The sequence below is a fragment of the Flavobacterium sp. KACC 22763 genome (genome assembly GCF_028736155.1).
In the GTDB taxonomy this organism is placed as follows: Bacteria; Bacteroidota; Bacteroidia; order Flavobacteriales; family Flavobacteriaceae; genus Flavobacterium.
The window spans coordinates 4,488,471-4,509,050 of record NZ_CP117879.1 but is presented as its reverse complement, the minus strand read 5'-3'; the positions used below and the strand labels follow the sequence as shown (position 1 = coordinate 4,509,050).

Sequence of the window (20,580 nt, the reverse complement as noted above, 5' to 3'; positions counted from 1 at the left end):
AATTGTTATATTTTTATGTAAAGATATTCTTTTAGAATTGAATTATAAATTAATTATTTCTTTTAAAACTTCTTTTCTTTTTGAAAAATAATATAAGAAGAATTACCAAGAGAATAACGCTTAGTAATGATAAAATATAAATCGTTAAATCTTTTCTCTTTAATTTTTCTTGAAATGAATTTTTGATTAAATCTATTTGATAGTCAAGGTCATTACGAAGTTTAGAAACTTTAACTTCATTATCGTTTAGATAGACCTTATTCAACTTGTCTAAAACTGCCAATTCTTCTAAGTCTACATTTTTCAACAAAGCTGTTCTACAACACATTGAACTACTTAATGCATAATTATTACGATTAGAATAGATTAGATATTCTTCCCCAATATCGAAATAATTATCACATGATCCTGAACCATTAGCCAATAGATCTCTATACTCATAACCAGGAAAGATTTCTCCTTTATATGATTTACTAATTTTTACAGAAAACACGTAAACCTTTTGTCCATAACTTCCATACAATAAACTGTCTACTTTAATAATTTTACCAATAAAAACCTGATGAGCTAACTCCCAATTTTCTTCTATTGATGGTTTTTCCGAGCAATCACAGCAATATACTTCTGAGCTCATTAAAAACAAAAACAGTACAAATAGTACTTTTCTAATCATTCTATCAATTTTTAGTTAAATGTAAATTTAGGAATTAATTAATATGATTTTTTCCAAAATTAAGTGCTTTATTTCTCTTTATTGATGAAATTTGCAATTCTAATTTTTTTGAATATGAATAATTTCCATCGCTTTTTCCTTTGCATCCTTTTAATGACAAATAATGCTTTTTCCCAAAAAGAAAAAACCTCTTTCTCTGTAGTTCCATTAGGAGTAATGGGAGGTATTGACGAAAAAAATCTTTCAGCTTATTTAATCGCTCCATCCAGCACAACCGATTATATCTGTCTTGACGCTGGAACTGTAAATGCTGGAATAGAAAAAGCAATAGAAAAGAAAACTTTTAAAGTTTCTACAAGCGAAGTTTTACGAAAATATATCAAAGGATATTTGATTTCTCATGCACATTTAGATCATGTTTCTGGTTTGATAATTAACTCTCCTGCTGATTCTTCTAAAACAGTTTATGCTACAAATAAATGCATGGAAATGATGGAAAACCATTATTTTAACGATCAGACTTGGGCTAATTTTGGAGACGCAGGACCAGGATTTCCTTTAAAAAAATACCATTTTCAGACTTTAAATTTGGGAGAAGAAACTTCTTTAACTAACACCAAAATGACAGTTAAAGCATTTTCTTTAAGCCATGTTAATCCGTTTGAGAGTACCGCTTTCCTAATTAAAAACAACGAAGATTATGCCTTGTATTTAGGAGACACTGGCCCAGATGAAGTAGAAAAAAGCAATAATCTTCGTAATTTATGGACAGCAGTTGCTCCATTGGTTAAAACCAAACAATTGAAAGGAATTTTTATTGAAGTTTCGTTCCCAAATGAACAGCCAGATAAATTTCTATTTGGTCATTTAACTCCAAATTATTTGATGAAAGAGCTTCATGTTTTAGAAGATTTGGCAGGAAAAGGTTCTCTAGAAAACTTTAAAATCATCATCACACATTTGAAACCTCCAGCAAAGAATATTGCCAAAATTAAAGAGCAATTAAAAGCGCAAAATGATTTAGGATTGAAGATTATTTATCCTGAGCAAGGGAAAAAACTTGAATTATAGAAAATACAATTTGTAGGTTATTTTTTATATTTTAGCCAGATAAATTATATTAAATGGAAATTGTTTGGTCAAAAAAAGCAAAATATAACTTTTACTCTATTCGAAATTATTTAGAATTATATTGGTCACCATTAATAGCAGAAAAATTTATTCTCGATGTATTAAGAGTAAATAAGTTATTAGAAAAAAATCCTCAAATAGGAAAATATAGGGATGATTTAGAATGCCGGGAAATAGTAATCTCAAAACATATTACTTTATATTATGCAATAAAAGAAAATCAAATAAAACTGATTGCTTTTTGGAATAATCGCCAACGACCTTTAAATCCTTATGATTTGTAAATCTATATAAGTTTTTTACTTCTTAATTCTGCCAGCATTTCTTCATGAGTAATAAAATCTCCATTTTCGAGATCACGTTTACCCTGCTCGATTTCCTCTTTTAATTCTAATCTAAAGTTTTCTTCTGGAGAAAGAATTTTAGCAATAGAAAGCATTTCATCGGCAGAAAAAGTCTGAGTCTTTAACTTACGATAGAACGTTGGACTTGGAATACCAACTTGCTCAATAATATAGCTTTTTTTAAAGGGTGATTTGTTCATTAAACTCTCAATATTATCGACAATATTTTTATATGCAATTATTTCTTGTATCATTTTTGATATATTTATGAGTTATTTGTAATACAAATATACTTCAAAAATGATACAATCTTCTTTTTTAGCGTTAAAAAAATAACCCAACAAGCTTACAATAGTTGTTGGGTTATTTTTTATATGTAATTAACATTATTTCTTCATTTCTTCGCCACAAACCTAGGATCAGTTTCCATAACAGTTCCGCAATTATCGCAAGTTCTTAATTCTTCCGAATTGTAGAAATGTTCAAAATGTGGAAGAAAATCTTTCTCTATGTTATGAAGCTCAAAATATACTTCATACAATTTATGGTTACAGTTATCACAGTGCCAAAGCAAACCATCTGTAAAACCTTGTCCAGCACGTTTTCTTTCTATAACGAGACCTATCGAACCTTCTGAACGAACAGGAGAGTGAGGCATTTTTGCAGGATGAAGATACATATCTCCAGCATTTAATTCCATTTCTTTTCGCTGTCCATCTTCCTGAATTACCACTTTTATACTTCCTTCTAACTGATAAAAAAGCTCTTCTGTTTCGTTATAATGATAATCTTTTCGTGCATTAGGTCCCGCCACAACCATTACAATATAATCACCAGAATCTACGTAGAGATTTTTATTTCCAACAGGCGGTTTAAGTAAATGACGATTTTCGTCAATCCATTTAGTTAAGTTGAAAGGTTTTGCTATAGCCATTTTTTTAATTCTAATTTATGAAAAGCTAAGATAATGAAATTGTAGAGACGCACCGCAGTGCGTCTATGGTTTGTAATTTAATTTCTGAAAAATGTTAGACGCACTGCAGTGCGTCTCTACAAAACCTCTTTTATCAAATAAACATAAACAGGAAGATGATCGCTAAAACCAGCTTGAGTCAATGTATTGCGCAAAGGATAACCTTTATACTGTCCAGAATTTTGAATAAGATAAGGTTTATTGAAAATACCTGCTTTCCAAAAATTAAAAGTTGAAAAATCCGATTTAACCAAAGAGGCTGTCATGATAATTTGATCAAATATGTTCCAAGAATCGCGATACGCAATGGTTCCTAAACCTTTATTCGCAAGATCTTCAAACGGATTAAAAACATCAAATTCAGCAACTTCAGCTTTTGCTCCTTTGGCTCGTAGCCCATTTTTTATACTTTTATTGAATGGTCCGTCATTAAAATCTCCCATTGTCAATACTTTTGCCTGTGGATTTATCTGCTGTAACGAATCGATAATTTTTCTGTTCAATTTTCCTGCAGCTTCTCGAAACATTGTTGTTGCCTTTTCTCCACCAGATCTAGATGGCCAGTGATTTACGATAATATGTATTTCTTCATTTTCTAAAAATCCCGAAACCAAAAGCTGATCTCTGGTAAAAACACGATTTTTATTTTCTTTTTTAACTTCAATTTCATCGTCTAAAACCTCTGTTTCTTCTTTTTGCAGAATTTCTTTTTTATAAATAATTAATGGAATATTCGAATAAGAAGTCGGTCTAAAATATTTTTTCTGATAAAGCAAAGCCACATCAATACCACGTTTGTCTGGTGAATCAAAATGAATGATTCCTAAATCTAAAGCTTGCAATGCTGGTTCTTTGATTAAGTCTTCTAAAACGTTACGATTTTCGACCTCTGCTGCTCCGATTAAAGTTGGAGCGTTTGAATTCTCCGGTGTACCAATTTCAGCTATCACTCTTGCCAAATTTTTTAATTTCTGCTGATATTTTTCTAATGTCCAATACTGCGCTCCATTTGGCGTCCATTCATCATCATTTGTAAACGCATCATCTACAGTATCATAAAGGTTTTCAAAATTGTAAAAAGCAACTGTATGTATTTTATATTTTTTAGATTGGCTAAGAAGGACTGACGTTCCAAAAAGAAAAAGCAGAAAAAATTTAAATTTTAAAGGCATATATAAGATTTTAAAAAGACAAATCTACTTAAAAAATGTAAGATTTTTACTTAAATAAAAATTCAAAATATTACATTTGTTTCTAACAAAAGTCTTGTACCTTGCTCAAAAAATCTGATCATTTATAACATGAAAAAAATACTGTTTTTTACTTTTTTCTTAACCTTTCTAAATACAATTTATGGGCAAAAAAACGGTTTCAAAGCAGAGGAAATCAGAAAACAATATAAAATTCCAGAATTGGCTTATGCCGTAGTTTCATCAGATTCTATACATGAAATTGAGGCTTTAGGATTTCAACGTTACAAATCTTCTCATAAAGCAAAAATTAATGATATATTTCGTTTAGGATCCATCACAAAAACGATCACAAGCTATATAGCAGCGACGCTAGTTAAAGAAGGAAAAATAGAATGGAATACTAAATTTTTTGATTTATATCCTGAATTAAAAGCAGCAAGTAATCCAGAAATTTACAATGTAACCTTGCAAGATTTCTTGACATTTCGAGCCCCAATTCCAACTTGGTCTTATGGAAATGAAACTCCAGCGCAAAAAGAAATACAAGGAAATAGCCAAGAACAACGTTATCAATTTATTGCATGGTTTTTTCAGCAAAATACAATTCCTGAAAAACAAGAAATCTATTTCTCAAATCCAAGTTTTGTTGCCGCAGGTTTAATGCTCGAAAAAGCAACTGGAAAAAGCTATGAAGCTTTAGTGCAAGAATTGGGTAAAAAGCTAAGTATTAACTTCGGTTTTGGGCAACCAAATGTTACTGATATAAACCAACCGTGGGGACATGATGAAAATTTGAAGTCTGAAAAACCGTTTGTAAATTATAAACTAAATTGGCTTTCATCAGCAGGAAATATCAATGTAAATCTTCCTGATTTTTGCAAATTCACGCAGATGCAATTACAAGGTTTGTTAGGAAAATCAAAAGTATTGTCTGAAGAAGAATTTAACAAAATGCATTTTGGGTTTCCTGAATTTTCTATTGGATGGTATTCTGAAACAAATGAAAAATCGGGCCTAAAATATTCTTTTCACTATGGAAATCCAGGAACATTTTTAACCAAAGTGTATATTTGCAAAGATATCGATAAGGCTTTTATAATATTTGCGAATGTGCAATCTGAAGAAGCTGACAAAGGCTTAATGTTGCTTCTTGCCGAATTGCAAAAACAATATGGAGGTTAAATTATTAAACCTTAAAAATTAATTTATAATTTTAAGCAAAAGAAAAAAATGAATAAAAACTGCTTTCACTATATAAAGAGACACTTTGTCTTTTGTAAACTCGCATTTCTTATTTTTGCTTTACAATCATTCAACTGTCAATCTCAACAAAACATGATAACACCGCCTTATTTACAAAAAGGAGATACTGTGGCACTTTTGGCAACAGCAAGAAAAAACATCGACGATAACTTAAAACCAACAATAGATTTATTGCACAGTTGGGGCTTAGAAGCCGTAATCGGGTCAACAATTGGTTTAGATTATAATCAATTGGCAGGAACAGATGAACAGAGAGCTGCCGATTTTCAGAAACAGATGGACAATCCAAATATTAAAGCGATTTGGTGCGTTCGCGGCGGATATGGCACTGTTAGAATGTTAGATTTATTGGATTTTACCAAATTCAAACAGCATCCGAAATGGGTAATTGGTTTTAGTGACGTAACCGTTCTTCATAATCATTTGAATACGATGGGCTATAAATCTATTCATGGTATTATGCCGGTAACTGTTCCTAGAGCAACTCCAGATGCGGTAAGTTCATTAAAAGCTGCTTTGTTTAACGAACCTATTTCCTACTCTATCAGCCCAAGTCCGATGAATCGTTTGGGAAGTGCAACGGGAGAATTGGTTGGAGGTAACTTGTCTATTTTATATAGTTTATTAGGATCTCCATCTGCAATTGACTGCAAGGATAAAATTTTATTTATAGAAGATTTAGATGAATACTTATATCATATCGACCGTATGATGATGAATCTAAGACGTAACGGTTGCATCGAAAATCTAAAAGGAATTATCATTGGCGGAATGACAAGCATGAAAGACAATGAAGTGCCTTGGGGTAAAAATGCATTAGAGATTATTGATGACGTAACAAAAAAATACAATATTCCAGTCATTTTCAATTTCCCAGCTGGACATATTAGAGACAATAGAGCTTTGATTATGGGAAATACCGTTTCTATAGAAGTCACTGCTTCTGGAAGTACGGTTACTTTTAAAAAATAGTATCAGTCTACTCCTTTTTAAGGAAACTCAAAAATACCACATAAAAATCTCGCAAAGACGCGAAGCCACAAAGAATATTAAAACTTTGCGACTTCGCGTCTTTGCGTGCAAAAAACTTAAAACTATTATTCAGTTTTCAACAACCTGAAACCTGAAACTTGAAACAAAAAAACAAACCTCATGGCAGAGCATAACGATTTAGGAAAACTAGGCGAAGATCTCGCCGCTGCACATCTTGAAGAAAATGGATATTCAATTCTTGAAAGAAACTTTGTCATCCAAAAGGCAGAAATAGATATAATTGCACAAAAAGATAATGTTTTGGCAATTGTTGAAGTTAAAACTCGTTCGAGTTTAGATTTTGGTTCTCCGCAAGATTTTGTCAAGCAAAAAAAGATTCAATTACTCATTAAAGCAGTAAATGCCTACATAAACGATAGGGAAAAGGATTTTCAAGAAGATTTAGAAATTCGTTTTGACATCGTTGCGGTCCATAAAAATGGGGAATCATTTGCAATTGAACATCTTACCGACGCTTTTTATCACTTTTAACATAATTTTTTATTGTTATAATTGTAACAATTTGTTTTTTTATTTATATTTGCAAAGAATTATAACATCGCAATGTTAAATTAACAAACCAACTCAACTGTTACCAAAAAAAAAAAAAAGAATTATGAAAACTGTTTCTTCTATTGTAGAAAACTACATTAAAACAAAACCATTTTTATTAAATGCCCTGTCACTCGGAATTATTAACCTAACATCACTTTCGCGAAATATCATGACCGAATTAGAAAGTGAGTTTGGAAAAGAAGTAAAACAAGGCGCTGTAGTAATGTCTTTAAAACGACTGACGGAAGAACTAGATTTTAAATTAAACCACAAAATCAATAAAGTAATTAAAAATATTGGTGAAATCACGGTTCGTTCTGAACTTACAGATTACACTTTCGCAGCATCTGAAACTGTCTTAAACAAACAAGCAGATTTAATCTCCGATATTAATGCTTTATCTGATATTTTTTATACCTCATCTCGTGGAGTAAACGAAACTAATATCGTAGTGAGCAGCAGTGTAAATCACTTAGTTGAGAAGCACTTCATGAGAGAAAAATTAATCCAGAAATTGGATAATTTAGCTTCTATTACTGTAAAATTGCCAAAAGAAAACATTGTTGTTCCTGGTATTTACTACTTCATTTTCCAGCGTTTGGCTTGGGAAGGAATCATCATCAACGAGGTAATTTCAACTTCAAATGAATTTACGATTTTAGTTGGAGAAGATCAAGTTGATGTGGCTTTTAAAGTAATTAAGGACTTGAAAAACTAATAGAATAAGATTTAAAGAATCGCTTTGATTCCTCTTTATAACACAAAATCCTTTTGTCTTTTTAATGAAAGATGAAAGGTTTTTTTTTGAATAAAAGGCTGTATCAGCATAATTACATTTTTAGTAAATAAGAATATTCTCAAAAGACAAATTCTCAAATAAATATTATTTCGAAAAAGCGTCAATATGACACTTACTTGTAAAATGCCACTTCGCATTGCGTTTTGTAACTTTTATATAAAAAACTAACAAAAAATACGAATTAAGTTTTTTTACATATAATTTATTACGAATAATATTTTTATATATTTGCGACGAAGTCAGATATCAGACCTCGGATTTTGATCGTTTAATACCATTGGAATTACATAAACGCAATTTAAATTGTTAGAAGCTGCCAACCATAGTGAAAAATTATTGGTAAGTGAACTCAAAAAAGGAAACGAAAAAGCCTTTCGCCAACTTTTTGATTTATACCGCCAAGATATTTATGGATACAGTATTAGTCTTCTAAAATCAAAAGAAGCGGCGGAGGAAAATGTGCAGGATGTTTTTTTGAAAGTTTGGCTCAACCGTGAAAGTTTGGATGTAGAACAATCTTTTAAAGCCTACATTTTTACTATTGCAAGAAATCAGGCTTTTAATGTTTTGAATAAGGCTGCGAATGAAATTTTATTGAAAGAAGCCGTTTTCTACGAAAGTCAGAAAACGCATGAATACGGAGATTATGCTGTTCGGGAAGCCGATTGCAAAAAACTCCAAAAGCAAGCAATAAAACAGCTCCCGCCCAAACGACGGCAGATTTTTAAAATGTCGCGAAAAAAAGGAATGAGCTACGAAGAAATAAGCGAGGAACTCGGAATCTCGATAAACACGGTCCGGAACCAAATGAGTAAAGCGCTCGAATCGATGCGCGGTTTTTTTCAACTTCACGATGAAATTATCTAACCAAAACCACAAATATTGCCCTTAAAATCACTCTTCGGAGTGATTTTTTTTTGATTGCTTTTTTGCCACAGATTAAAGGATTTCCACAGATCAGTATTTTTTCTATCTAAAATAAACGATTGTTTTTTTCCCAAACAGATTGAAATCTTTTTAATCTGTTAATCTGTGGCTTGAAAAAAAATCAATTGCCTCCAGCTTTAGCTGGAGGTTTATAAGAAAGTACGATTGGAGGCTTTAGCCGAATAAAGTATTTTGGCTAAAGCCCAGATTTGGAGACTTTTTTTTGACCTCCAGCTAAAACTGGAGGCAATTGAAAAAAAATTAGAAAACTCAAGGACACACAAACTCCAAAATCAAAATCGATAATTTTCGTCTGCTTCTATTTTGATTTTTCATTATGAAAACGAAAAAAATAGAATCGTGAATAAACCTGTTTGCCCGCGAGAGGGATGGGAGCAAGCTACCGAAGTAGCGCGGACAGCCCGACAGCATTAGGAAAAGGGGCACATAAAGACAAAGATTGTTGGTCCCTTTTTCTAATGCTGGCTCGCCCAAAAAATCAATTTTATATTCAGATTGAGGGACTTTTTTGTTGCTTTCTTCTGTGATCCTTCGTTACTCAGGATGACAAAATGTATTTAATCATTATTTCTTCAAAAAAACAAACTTCTACATTTTATTAAAAATCAATACATTAAATAATTTAAAATGTTAAAATTTAAAAATTTATAACGTTTGAGTAGTACTCGATTGCATCTCAGCTGTATTATAGAAACACAGAACCTAAAAACATTCTTAATGAATTCAAATTCTGAAATAAAAACGCTTTTAGAGAAGTTTATTTTAAATCAATGTACTGCCGAAGAAACAGAACAGGTTATTGCCTATTGCCGCAATAATAATCTAACTGAAGATTTTCCGACAGTAGAAGAAGTAAAAAATCTATTGGGCGAAATGCCAAAAATGGAGGAGCAAAAAGCTGATTCTATTTTCGACAATATATTATCTGCAGCAAAAGAGCAAGAAACAGTTATAGAATTACAGCCTAGAAAACCAAATTATAGAAAATACATTTCTATTGCAGCTTCTGTCTTGGTTCTTTTGGGAGTTGGTTTTGCTTACAAACAAGGTTTCTTTACTAAAAGTACCGAAGTCCCATTCGATTTTAAAAGCACTGATATTGTTTTACAGATGGAAGACGGAAGTGTTCAGATTATTTCTGAAAATGGAAAAGTTCAGGTCCATGATGAAAAAGGGAATGTTGTTGGAAATCAAGATGGAGATAAATTGGTTTACCAAAATCAAGCTGATTCTGATAAACTAGCATACAACACCCTTAAAATTCCTTTTGGCAAAAAATTCCGTTTGCAATTATCTGACGGAACTATGGTTCATTTAAACTCTGGCACCACTTTAAAATATCCTGTGAAATTTATTGCCGGAGAAAATCGTCAAGTTTATCTAGACGGAGAAGCTTTTTTTGATGTTGCAAAAGACAAAAAACATCCATTTATTGTAAATGCTGATGAACTGAATATACGTGTTTTAGGAACGCATTTTAACGTTTCTAACTATCCTGAAGATGCTGCGACAGATGTGGTTCTCGTTGAAGGCTCTGTTGGAATGTATCGTTCTAACGAAAATTTTGATGCTTCTAAAAATACAATCTTAAAACCGGGCTATAAAGGAAGTTTCAACAAAGAAAATGCTTCAATTTTTACTAAACAGGTTGCTACAGAAATCTATACTTCTTGGATAGATGGTGGACTTACTTTTAGAAACATGACTTTCAAAAACATCATTACCAAACTGGAAAGACGCTACAACGTAACGATCATTAATAAAAATGAAAAATTGGCTAACGAGAAATTCAATGCCAGCTTTAAAGAAGAATCAATTGAGAATGTGATGAGCTATTTTAATGATGTTCATGGCATTAATTACACGATAAAAAACAATCAAATACTAATTAAATAACCACTAAAACCAATACAATATATGATGAGATAACATTACGGGAATAAAAAAATCGGAAAGAGCTGCGAACAATTTCCGATTTACTAAGTGATTGAATATAACGAATTAACTACAATCAATTAACAAAATTATGAAAAAAAAATCTAAGAATAATGGGTTTCTATACTCATTGTTCCAAAATGACCTAAAATTGAAATTAACTACTCTACTTATTTTGGTCGCCATGTTTAATATCAAAGCAAGTACTTATGCTCAAAAAACTAAAGTTACTCTTGAATTGAACAATTCAACAATCGAAAAGGTTATTGAGACCATTGAACAAAAAACAGATTTCAGATTTATTTACAAAATGAATGATGTCGACTTAGATCGAACGGTTTCTATTTCTGTAAAAGAACAATCGATATATGTAGTTTTGGACAGAATTTTTAAAGGAACTCCAACAGAATTTAAAATTCGCGACACACAAATTATCCTTAAAAAGCCAGAATTAAAAACACAAAATATTGAGGACGAAAAGGAAACTATTTCTGGAATTGTTACTGACGAAAATGGTGCTCCGCTTCCTGGAGCTTCTATCATCGAAGAAGGCACAAAAAATAGTGTTGTAACCGATTTTGACGGTAAATTTAAACTTACTGTTGAAAGCAGTTCTTCTATTATTGCGGTAAGTTTTGTGGGTTATAAAACTAAAAAAGTTCCTGCTGGAAATGGCATTTTAAATATTCAATTGGAACCAGATGCTACTAACCTGCAAGAGGTAGTTTTAGTTGGTTATGGATCGGTTACTAAAAAAGATGTAACGGGTGCAGTTTCTACTATTAATGCTAAAGAGATGAATCAAGGTGCAATTGTAAATCCGTTGCAATTAATTTCTGGAAAAGCGGCGGGTGTCAATATTAACCAAATTGGTAGCGAACCTGGTTCTGGTCCAAGTGTACGTATTCGTGGAGTAAGTTCTTTAATTGGCGGAAGCGATCCTTTGGTTGTGGTAGATGGAATTCAGGGAAATTTAGATTTATTAAATTCGATTCCTCCAACAGAAATTGAATCGATCGATATTTTGAAAGATGCCTCGGCTACAGCCGTTTATGGATCTAGAGGAGCTGCTGGAGTAATTATCGTAAGAACTAAAACGAATAAAACAGGAAAAACAACTTTTGAATATGTAGGTTCTTCTTCTATCGATTTTATTCCAAAAAAATTAGATTTTCTAAATGCTGATCAATGGTGGACTGCAGCACAAAGTGTTGGAGTTCCTGCTTCTGCAAATCATGGCGCAAATACAGATTGGTACGGAATTTTAACACAAACAGGATTTACGCAAACGCATACACTTTCGTTTGGTGGAGGCAGTGAAAAATTTAGCAACCACGGATCTGTAAGTGCTATTTTGCAAGATGGTGTTGTGATTAACTCTAACAATAAAAAATACATTGCAAGATTACAAGCCACTCAAAAAGCGTTGGATGACAAATTAACTTTGACTTATAGTTTAACTAACGGAATTAGTAATACGGCCAGCAGTGTACAAAGTATTGGTAGAGTTAATCAGGTTTCAAACTTAATTTCTCAGGCTTATCAAATGCGTCCTACTGATCCTGTGTTTGAATCAGACGGAACAACTTATTATACAGATCCTAACCTATTTCAATATTTGAATCCTTATGCGGCTCAACAAGAAATTACTAATGAGGGAAAATATGATAATTTATTCGGAAGTCTTAAAGCTGATTTGGATATAGTTGATGGTTTACAAGCTGGCTGGTTTGGAAGCTGGAGAAAAGCAAATAATTCAATCGGTTTTTATAATCCAGCAAAATCTACTGATGCAAACGCAATTAACCAAAAAGGTTTTGGAAATATCAATAATACTCGTCAAGAAGAAAAATTAATGGATATTAGTTTGAATTACAAAAAAACATTTGGAGTTCACTCTATTAATGCTTTGGCCTTATACGAATGGCAGTACCAAAGCAAGCAAGAAAATTACTCTCAAGTAAGAGGTTTTATTAATGATTTAGCAACTTATAATAACCTTCAATTAGGTGACATTAGTAAAGCTCTTCCTGGTGATATTAAATCTTCTAAAGAAGATAGAACTCTAGCTTCTTTTTTGGCAAGAGTAAATTACTCTTTACTAGACCGTTATTTGGTTACAGCAAGTATCAGACGTGATGGATCTTCTGTCTTTGGAGAAAATAATAAATGGGGTAATTTTCCATCTGCTTCGGTCGCTTGGCAAATTGCAAAAGAATCATTTATGGCTAATCAATCTGTTGTTAATGATTTGAAACTACGTGTAGGTTATGGCGTTACCGGAAATCAGCAAGGGTTGAAACCTCTAAGTTCTCTTTCTTTGGTTGGTGCCTCTGGAACAACTTATTTTGGAGGTTCTCAAATTCCAAATTACAACATCACTCAAAATGGCAATCCAGATCTGAAATGGGAAACCAAAAAACAAACTAATATTGGTCTTGATTTTAGTTTAATTGACAGCCGATTGAGAGGTACAATTGATGTGTATACTGCAACAACAGATAATTTATTATTTGACTATACAGTACCTCAGCCTCCTTACCCACATGACAAAATTAAAGCCAACGTTGGTAGTATAAGAAACAAAGGTCTTGAGGTTGCTCTGGCGTATGATGTAATTCGTAATGAAAATACAACTTTTACTTTGGCAGGAAATGTTTCCTTTATGAGTAATGAGGTTCTTAACCTAAGCGGAAGTATCAATGGAGTAGCATTAAATACAGATTATGTAAGTTGGGGTGCACCGAATTCTTATTTGATAAAAGGACAACCAATTGGTACATTTAATATTTTACAACACCAAGGTAAAGATGCTGCTAACGCTGAAACGGTAGTAGACCAAAATGGTGATGGCGTTATTGACCAAGGCAGTATGAGTCTGGATCGTGTAATGCAAGGTTCTGCTTTACCAACTTATACTTTTGCTTTCAATCCAACTTTGAGATATAAAAAGTTTGACGCTTCTATATTACTAAGAGGATCAGGAGGGAATAAAGTTTATAACACTGTAAATCAACGTTCAAGTTATATGGAAAACATCGGAAAAAGCAATGTTTTACAAAGTGCTGTTGATTTAGGCATTTACACCTCGCAATATTCTTCAAATTTATGGTTGGAAGATGGTTCTTTTGTTCGTTTAGAAAACGTTACTGCAGGATACAATTTTAGCTTTAAAGATCGATTTATAGAGTCAATTAGACTTTCTCTTACTGGAAACAACCTATTCCTTATCACCAACTATTCGGGTATTGATCCTGAAATCAACTTAAGTGGTAGTGGTGACGTTAATGATTATTTTGGAGGAGACAGAGGAATTTATCCTCGTACCAGAAGCATTTCGTTTGGTGTAAACGTTAAATTTAAATAGTAAAAGAAATGAAAATAAAAAATATATTTTTAGCAGGAAGCATTTGTTTCTTTGCTCTGACAGGTTGCACCAATGTTGAAGAAAACGTGTACGATCAATACCCTGCGAAAGATTTTTATGGATCTCCTCAAGGAGCTGACATAGCCTTAGCAAGTGTATATGCACAAATTCCTGGTAATTGGAATGGCGTTGGTTATGCTGGTGCCGATATGGGTTGGTATGACTTAAATTCCATGTGTGCTGATGATCAAGTTATTCCTCACAGAAATACAGGTGACTGGTCAACTGAATTTGCAATTTTGTTCAAACACCAATGGTTGCCAACAGACGAAGTAGTTAAAAATACATGGAACTGGCTTTACAAATCAATTTTCAATGCCAACCTTGCAATACAACAATTGGAAGACTCTAAAGCGGATGCATCAAAAATTGCTGAAGCTAAAGTTTTAAGAGCTTTTTTCTATTATTTATTAATTGATGATTTTGGAAGTGTTCCTTTTTACACAGATAACAATATTACTGTTGACAAAATTCCACAAGCAAGTCGTCAGGTCGTATTTGATTTTGTAGTATCAGAATTAAAAGCCAATGTTGATTTACTGCCAGGTACTAAAGGTGGTGAATTTTACGGAAGATTCAACAAATGGGCTGGATACACTTTGCTTGCTAAAGTATACTTGAATGCAGGTGTTTTAACTGGAACTCCAAAATGGGAAGAATGTCTAGCAGCTTGTAATGTTGTAAATGGCGGAGGATTTTCATTGCACCCTGCACTTTCAGATGCTTCAAGTCCGCTAGGAAATAAATACTACGAATTGTTTGGAGATACAAGTCCTCAAGATGAAACGATTTTATCTATTTATACTACTGTAGATGTTGTAGGTCGTAATATTTTTACAGTACGCAGTTTGATTGGACCACATGCTAATGCTCTATTTGGTTACAGTGGCTGGAACGGATCTGTTGTTCCAAAAGATTTTTACCTAAAGTATGACGATAAAGATATTCGTAAAAAACAATTCCTGTTAGGGCCACAACCAGGTAACATAAATTATACATTAGACATCACTTCATTAGATAATCCTGGAGCGGGCGCTCAAGAAGGTGTTAGAAATGTTAAATTTTATCCTGCAGGTTCAATGAATGGTGGCGGAGCTTCAAATGATTTTCCAATTTATAGATATGCTGATGTTATATTAATGACAGCCGAATGTAATGTTCGTCTAGGCAATTCTGGAGCCGCTAAACCTTTGGTTGATGCTATTAGAACTCGTGCTGGTCTTGGTGCTTTAGCTTCAAACCCTACTCTTGATGATATTTTTGATGAAAGAGGACGTGAGTTAAACTGGGAAGGACATCGTAGAGAAGATATGATTCGTTTTGATAAGTTTTTGTTGCCAAATGAATTCAAAGGCACTTCAGAAGAATATAGAAAAATATTCCCTATTCCAACTTCAGCTTTAAATGCAAATCCAGGACTAAAACAAAATCCAGGTTACTAAAACAGCTCAATACTATGAAAAAATATATAAATAAATTAGCAGCATTACTGGCATTAGTAATCGTAGCTACTTCTTGTGAATCTGATGCGGAATTAACCGTTTTAAAATCGGTTAGTTTTCCCTCTGCAATTACATCCTCTGCAAGTAAAATTGTGCTTACAGAAGATACAGCCGACGATACTGCAACAACTATTTCTTGGCCAGCTGTTGTTTTCCCGATTGAAGCACCTGTTTTATACACAGTTCAATTTGATCTTCCAGCAAATACTTCTGGTAGTAAGGCTTGGTTAACTGCTAAAACATTTGAAGCAGGAAACGATGTTTTGAGTAAATCTTTTACAGTTCGTGATTTGAATAAAATTGCAACAGATCTAGGATTACAACCAAATGTAGACGGAAAACTAGCAGTAAGAGTCGTGGCTGCCATGGATAGAAATATTTATTCAGATCCAATTGAGATAACGGTCACTCCTTACGAAAAAGCAGTTGCTTTTGGCGAAATTTTTATGCCTGGTGATTATCAAGGTTGGGCAGTCGAAACTGCTGCGGCTTTAACAGCAATAGAAAAAGGAATCTATCAAGGATATATGACTGCTGAAGGTACTGCATTAGCATTCAAATTAAATACTGCCAGAACATGGGCTGAATTTTATGGTGCAGGTGCTACTAATGAAGATTTAGTTAGAATGGATGATGATAATTTATTTCTTCCAAGTGCAGGTTCATACCAAATTAAAGTAAATTTGAACACGCTAAAATGGTCTGCTACTCCTTATGCATGGGGAATTGTTGGAACTGCTCAATCTGGAGGATGGGACAATAGCACGCCAATGAGTTATGATCATCAAACTAAAACATGGAAAGTAACAGCAGACTTAGTTCCTGGAGCATTGAAATTCAGATTGAACAACAAATGGGACGTTAATTACGGACCTAAAGATGCTACAACAAATACCATCAATCGTGACGATCAAGGCTCTTATACCATTACTGAAGCTGGAACTTATGAAGTTACGTTCACTATTGAAGAAACAGATCCAAACACAAATGGCTATCCTGCAACAGCAACTTGCAGCATAGTTAAAAAATAATCTAACATCATTCATACTTGTTAGATTAGTTTTGAGTGAAACCTGCCTTTCTGAGCAAAAGGCAGGTTATCTAAAAAAAATAAAACTGCCCGCTCAAAATCTATCAATTTTAATTTTAAAATCATGAAGTCTAACACCAATATTTTTCTTGCTTTACTGCTTTCAATAGCTTTTGTATCGTGCAGTTCTTCTGAAGAAAATCCGAAACCAGAGCCAAAGCCTGAAAACGAATATCAGCAGTATGGATCAACATTTGATAAAGTTGCAGCCAACGAAGATGCCGTAATTTATCAGGTGAATGTGCGCTCTTTCAGTCCAGAAGGAAACTTAAAAGGCGTTCAGAAACGACTTGCAGATATACAGAAACTAGGTGCAAATGTCATTTATCTGATGCCGATTTATCCTGTTGGAAAAGTAAAAATGGCTGGAAAACTAGGTTCACCGTATTCTATTAAAGACTACAAAGCCGTTAATACCGATTATGGAACATTAGAAGATCTTCGAGCTTTGGTTACAGAAGCACATAGCAAAAATATGGCGGTGATTTTAGACTGGGTAGCCAATCATACTTCTTGGGATAATCAATGGATAACAGCCCATCCAGACTGGTACCAGAAAGACGCTAGCGGAAACATTACCATTCCGCCGGGAACAAACTGGCAAGATGTGGCGCAGTTAAATTATACCAATGCTGAAATGAAAAAAGCCATGATCGATGCCATGTCCTATTGGGTTTACAATGCCAATATTGATGGTTTTAGATGTGATGCTGCCGATTTTGTTCCGATGAATTTCTGGTCAGAAGCGATTACTGCAATCCGTAAAATAAAGAACCAAAGGATGATTTTGATGGCAGAAGGCACTAGAGTTAATCATTTTGATGCAGGATTTGATTATACTTTTGGTTTTGCCTATTTCGGCGCTTTAGAAAAAGTGTTTTCAGAAGCTCAGCCTGCAAGCTATCTTCAAACAGAAAGCTCTAAAGAATATGGGCAGTTAGATGCTTCAAAAAGAATTGTGCGTTACACCACAAATCACGACGTGAATCTTTCTGACGGAACTCCACTTGAACTTTTTGGAGGAAAAAAAGGATCGTTAGCCGCTTTTGTAATTGCGTCGAGTATGAAATCTGTTCCTATGATTTACAATGGTCAGGAAATTGGCTATAACAAACGCATTGATTATTTTGACAATGTGCCAATAGATTGGTCTACGGCAGATAACGATATGCTTTTGGAATATCAAAAAATAATTGCCTTTAGAAATTCTAGTGAAGCGCTTCGAAAAGGAAAACTAACTGGTTACAGCAGTAATGATGTGAGTGTTTTTACCATGGAAACCACAACCGATAAGGTTTTAATTGTTGCTAATATCAAAAATAAAAATGTAAAATATACTGCTCCAACTGCTTTGGCCAACACCAATTGGACAGATGCATTAACTGGAAATCAAATAGCAATTGGCACAGAAATCAATTTAGAAGCTTACCAATATTTAATCCTTAAAAAAACAATAACGCTTCTGATACAAATAGATTTGTAAAAACTAAAAAACATGAATTTTCAATCCCAAAAAATACTGTTCCAAATTCGTTTGGGCAGGAAAACTGCGCTTTTATTTTTCGTTTGCTTCTGCACTTTAGCGGTTAAAGCACAAGAAATAACTTCGCCAGACAAAAATCTTTCCTTAAAATTTGAATTGAAAGAAGACGGAATTCCGTCTTATCAATTATCATACAAACAAAAACCGGTTATTAAACCTAGTTCTTTAGGTTTAGAACTTCAAAATATGCCTTCGTTTTTGGATGGTTTTACCGTTACAAATACAGCACAATCTTCTGTTGATGAAAGTTGGAATCCGGTTTTAGGTGAAGAAAAAACAATTCGAAATCATTACAACGAATTGGTTGTCACTTTAGCGCAAGCGAAAAACAATAACAGATTTATTAGAATTCGTTTCCGTCTATTCAATGATGGATTAGGATTTAGATACGAATTTCCAAAACAAAATGACCTGAGCTATTTTGTAATTAAAGAAGAACGCTCGCAATTTAACTTAGCTGGAAATCATAAAATTTTCTGGATTCCGGGAGATTATGATACCAATGAATATGCGTATACCACTTCAAAAATTTCAGAGATTCCTTCACTGATGAAAAAAGCCACTATCGAAATCAATTCACAATGGCCAATCGCAGCATTATCAATACAAACGCCATCAATGATGAAATCTGATGATGGTTTATACATCAACATTCACGAAGCAGGATTAATCAATTATCCGGCCATGTATCTTGAAGTTGATCCTGTAAACAATAAAATGGTCAGTCATTTGGCTCCCGATGCCGTTGGTGCAAAAGGTTACATGCAAACCGATGCACAATCTCCTTGGAGAACTATTGTGGTAAGCGATAAAGCGACAGATATTCTAGCTTCCAAATTGATTTTAAACCTTAACGAGCCTACAAGCTATAAAGATGTTTCTTGGATAAAACCAGTAAAATACATCGGAATCTGGTGGGAATATTTCGTTGCAGGAAGAAGTACTTGGGCTTTTGGACAAGAAACAAACGTAAAATTAACTGATGATTTTACCAAACTTACACCAAACGGAAAACACGGAGCCACAACAGAACGCGCAAAAGAATATATTGATTTTGCCGCTAAAAATGGTTTTGATGCGATTCTTATTGAAGGTTGGAATATTGGTTGGGAAGACTGGATTAATAACTGGAAAGAAGAAGTTTTTGATTTTGTAACCGCTTATCCTGATTTTGATGTAAAAGCAGTTCATAAATATGCCGCTTCAAAAGGCGTAAAAATTATCATGCATCACGAAACTTCAGGATCGGCAACCAATTACGAACGCCGTTTGGATCGTGCTTTTCAATTTATGAATGATAATGGTTATGATGCTGTAAAAACAGGATATGTTGGAAAAATTATTCCGCGTGGAGAGCATCACGACGGACAATGGATGGTGAATCATTACATTAACGTTGTGAAACGTGCTGCCGATTATAAAATCATGATCAACAGCCATGAAGCCGTTCGTCCAACGGGATTAAACAGAACTTATCCAAACTGGATTGCTCAGGAATCAGCGCGCGGTACTGAGTTTGAATCTATGGGAGGATTAGCTCCAGATCACACCACCATTTTACCATTCACCCGTTTAATGGGTGGTCCAATGGATTATACGCCGGGAATTTTCCAAACCGATCTTTCGTATTACGGAACTGGAAGTTCACAACGAGTAAACACCACTTTAGTAAAACAATTGGCTTATTATGTGACCATGTACAGTCCGCTGCAAATGGCTGCTGATATTCCTGGAAATTATGAGCGTTTTCCAGATGCTTTTCAGTTCATTAAAGATGTAGCTGTAGATTGGGATAACAGCTATATTCTAGAAGCTGAACCAGGAGATTATATTACAATTGCAAGAAAAGCAAAAGGCAAAAATGAATGGTTTATTGGCGGAATTACAGATGAAAATGCAAGAACAGCCAACATTTCATTTGATTATTTACCTGCAGGAAAAAATTTCGTTGCCACTATTTATGCCGATGCTAAAGACGCTAATTGGAATAAAAATCCCCAAAAATATACGGTTACTAAAGTTATCGTAAACTCAAAAAGTAAACTGAAGCAATATTTAGCTCCAGGTGGTGGTGTTGCCATCAGCATCAAAGAAGGAACTGCTTCAGATTTAAAAGGATTGAAAAAATTATAATTTAGGTGCTATCCCAATAGCTATCGGAACTGAAACACT

The 20,580-nt window shown here is 33.6% G+C and carries 17 protein-coding genes; 13 read left to right on the top strand and 4 right to left on the bottom strand.

The genetic code is table 11. The annotated features are described in order from the left end of the window. Positions 1–49: 49 nt before the first annotated feature. Complete coding sequence (locus tag PQ463_RS18955) at positions 50–673, bottom strand: hypothetical protein (protein WP_274255013.1); 624 nt, start codon at positions 671–673, stop codon at positions 50–52. Positions 674–787: 114 nt separating this feature from the next. Here PQ463_RS18955 and PQ463_RS18950 point away from each other — a divergent pair, with 114 nt between their 5' ends. Beyond that, entirely contained in the window at positions 788–1,744 is a 957-nt protein-coding gene (locus PQ463_RS18950) for an MBL fold metallo-hydrolase (protein ID WP_274255012.1), read from the top strand. A 53-nt stretch (positions 1,745–1,797) separates the two neighbouring features. After that, positions 1,798–2,088, top strand: a complete 291-nt coding sequence (locus PQ463_RS18945) for a type II toxin-antitoxin system RelE/ParE family toxin (protein WP_091128809.1) — start codon at positions 1,798–1,800, stop codon at positions 2,086–2,088. Between the two features lie 2 nt (positions 2,089–2,090). On the opposite strand, the gene PQ463_RS18940 is transcribed toward PQ463_RS18945, so the two are convergent. The 3 genes from PQ463_RS18940 to PQ463_RS18930 form a co-directional block, all read right to left on the bottom strand. Then, positions 2,091–2,402 (bottom strand): hypothetical protein, encoded by a 312-nt coding sequence (locus tag PQ463_RS18940; protein ID WP_091128812.1) that lies wholly within the window; start codon positions 2,400–2,402, stop codon positions 2,091–2,093. 140 nt (positions 2,403–2,542) lie between these two features. Then, entirely contained in the window at positions 2,543–3,082 is a 540-nt protein-coding gene (locus tag PQ463_RS18935) for a 3-hydroxyanthranilate 3,4-dioxygenase (RefSeq protein ID WP_274255011.1), read from the bottom strand. A gap of 116 nt (positions 3,083–3,198) precedes the next feature. Beyond that, positions 3,199–4,293 carry an endonuclease/exonuclease/phosphatase family protein gene (locus PQ463_RS18930; protein ID WP_274255010.1) on the bottom strand — a complete coding sequence of 365 codons (1,095 nt, stop codon included), beginning with the start codon at positions 4,291–4,293 and terminating at the stop codon, positions 3,199–3,201. 129 nt (positions 4,294–4,422) lie between these two features. On the opposite strand from PQ463_RS18930, the gene PQ463_RS18925 reads away from it, so the two are divergent. The 11 genes from PQ463_RS18925 (at position 4,423) to PQ463_RS18875 (ending at position 20,541) form a co-directional block, all read left to right on the top strand. Further along, positions 4,423–5,496: a serine hydrolase domain-containing protein gene (locus PQ463_RS18925; protein ID WP_274255009.1), complete on the top strand. Its 1,074-nt coding sequence runs from the start codon at positions 4,423–4,425 to the stop codon at positions 5,494–5,496. A gap of 153 nt (positions 5,497–5,649) precedes the next feature. Continuing rightward, a complete protein-coding gene (locus PQ463_RS18920) occupies positions 5,650–6,549 on the top strand; it encodes a S66 peptidase family protein (protein ID WP_111378905.1) in 900 nt (299 codons plus the stop codon). A 180-nt stretch (positions 6,550–6,729) separates the two neighbouring features. After that, entirely contained in the window at positions 6,730–7,101 is a 372-nt protein-coding gene (locus PQ463_RS18915; RefSeq protein WP_274255008.1) for a YraN family protein, read from the top strand. A 124-nt stretch (positions 7,102–7,225) separates the two neighbouring features. Further along, on the top strand, positions 7,226–7,882 hold the full coding sequence (locus PQ463_RS18910) for a hypothetical protein (protein ID WP_008466087.1): 657 nt from the start codon (positions 7,226–7,228) through the stop codon (positions 7,880–7,882). Positions 7,883–8,266: 384 nt separating this feature from the next. Beyond that, on the top strand, positions 8,267–8,830 hold the full coding sequence (locus PQ463_RS18905) for an RNA polymerase sigma factor (protein WP_274255007.1): 564 nt from the start codon (positions 8,267–8,269) through the stop codon (positions 8,828–8,830). A gap of 798 nt (positions 8,831–9,628) precedes the next feature. After that, on the top strand, positions 9,629–10,807 hold the full coding sequence (locus PQ463_RS18900; protein ID WP_274255006.1) for a FecR family protein: 1,179 nt from the start codon (positions 9,629–9,631) through the stop codon (positions 10,805–10,807). Between the two features lie 190 nt (positions 10,808–10,997). Continuing rightward, complete coding sequence (locus tag PQ463_RS18895) at positions 10,998–14,213, top strand: TonB-dependent receptor (protein WP_274255005.1); 3,216 nt, start codon at positions 10,998–11,000, stop codon at positions 14,211–14,213. 8 nt (positions 14,214–14,221) lie between these two features. Beyond that, entirely contained in the window at positions 14,222–15,715 is a 1,494-nt protein-coding gene (locus tag PQ463_RS18890) for a RagB/SusD family nutrient uptake outer membrane protein (protein WP_274255004.1), read from the top strand. A gap of 14 nt (positions 15,716–15,729) precedes the next feature. After that, the gene (locus PQ463_RS18885; RefSeq protein WP_274255003.1) at positions 15,730–16,806 is read left to right on the top strand and encodes a SusE domain-containing protein; all 1,077 of its coding nucleotides are present in this window, start codon (positions 15,730–15,732) and stop codon (positions 16,804–16,806) included. Between the two features lie 123 nt (positions 16,807–16,929). After that, on the top strand, positions 16,930–18,348 hold the full coding sequence (locus PQ463_RS18880) for an alpha-amylase family glycosyl hydrolase (protein WP_274255002.1): 1,419 nt from the start codon (positions 16,930–16,932) through the stop codon (positions 18,346–18,348). Between the two features lie 12 nt (positions 18,349–18,360). Continuing rightward, positions 18,361–20,541, top strand: a complete 2,181-nt coding sequence (locus PQ463_RS18875; protein ID WP_274255001.1) for a glycoside hydrolase family 97 protein — start codon at positions 18,361–18,363, stop codon at positions 20,539–20,541. The last annotated feature ends 39 nt before the right edge of the window (positions 20,542–20,580 follow it).

Excerpts from the sequence above, each read along its gene's own strand:
- PQ463_RS18955 (WP_274255013.1), bottom strand. The coding sequence starts at position 673 with ATGATTAGAAAAGTACTATTTGTACTGTTTTTGTTTTTAATGAGCTCA.
- PQ463_RS18950 (WP_274255012.1), top strand. The coding sequence starts at position 788 with ATGAATAATTTCCATCGCTTTTTCCTTTGCATCCTTTTAATGACAAAT.
- PQ463_RS18945 (WP_091128809.1), top strand. The coding sequence starts at position 1,798 with ATGGAAATTGTTTGGTCAAAAAAAGCAAAATATAACTTTTACTCTATT.
- PQ463_RS18940 (WP_091128812.1), bottom strand. The coding sequence starts at position 2,402 with ATGATACAAGAAATAATTGCATATAAAAATATTGTCGATAATATTGAG.
- PQ463_RS18935 (WP_274255011.1), bottom strand. The coding sequence starts at position 3,082 with ATGGCTATAGCAAAACCTTTCAACTTAACTAAATGGATTGACGAAAAT.
- PQ463_RS18930 (WP_274255010.1), bottom strand. The coding sequence starts at position 4,293 with ATGCCTTTAAAATTTAAATTTTTTCTGCTTTTTCTTTTTGGAACGTCA.
- PQ463_RS18925 (WP_274255009.1), top strand. The coding sequence starts at position 4,423 with ATGAAAAAAATACTGTTTTTTACTTTTTTCTTAACCTTTCTAAATACA.
- PQ463_RS18920 (WP_111378905.1), top strand. The coding sequence starts at position 5,650 with ATGATAACACCGCCTTATTTACAAAAAGGAGATACTGTGGCACTTTTG.
- PQ463_RS18915 (WP_274255008.1), top strand. The coding sequence starts at position 6,730 with ATGGCAGAGCATAACGATTTAGGAAAACTAGGCGAAGATCTCGCCGCT.
- PQ463_RS18910 (WP_008466087.1), top strand. The coding sequence starts at position 7,226 with ATGAAAACTGTTTCTTCTATTGTAGAAAACTACATTAAAACAAAACCA.
- PQ463_RS18900 (WP_274255006.1), top strand. The coding sequence starts at position 9,629 with ATGAATTCAAATTCTGAAATAAAAACGCTTTTAGAGAAGTTTATTTTA.
- PQ463_RS18890 (WP_274255004.1), top strand. The coding sequence starts at position 14,222 with ATGAAAATAAAAAATATATTTTTAGCAGGAAGCATTTGTTTCTTTGCT.
- PQ463_RS18885 (WP_274255003.1), top strand. The coding sequence starts at position 15,730 with ATGAAAAAATATATAAATAAATTAGCAGCATTACTGGCATTAGTAATC.
- PQ463_RS18880 (WP_274255002.1), top strand. The coding sequence starts at position 16,930 with ATGAAGTCTAACACCAATATTTTTCTTGCTTTACTGCTTTCAATAGCT.
- PQ463_RS18875 (WP_274255001.1), top strand. The coding sequence starts at position 18,361 with ATGAATTTTCAATCCCAAAAAATACTGTTCCAAATTCGTTTGGGCAGG.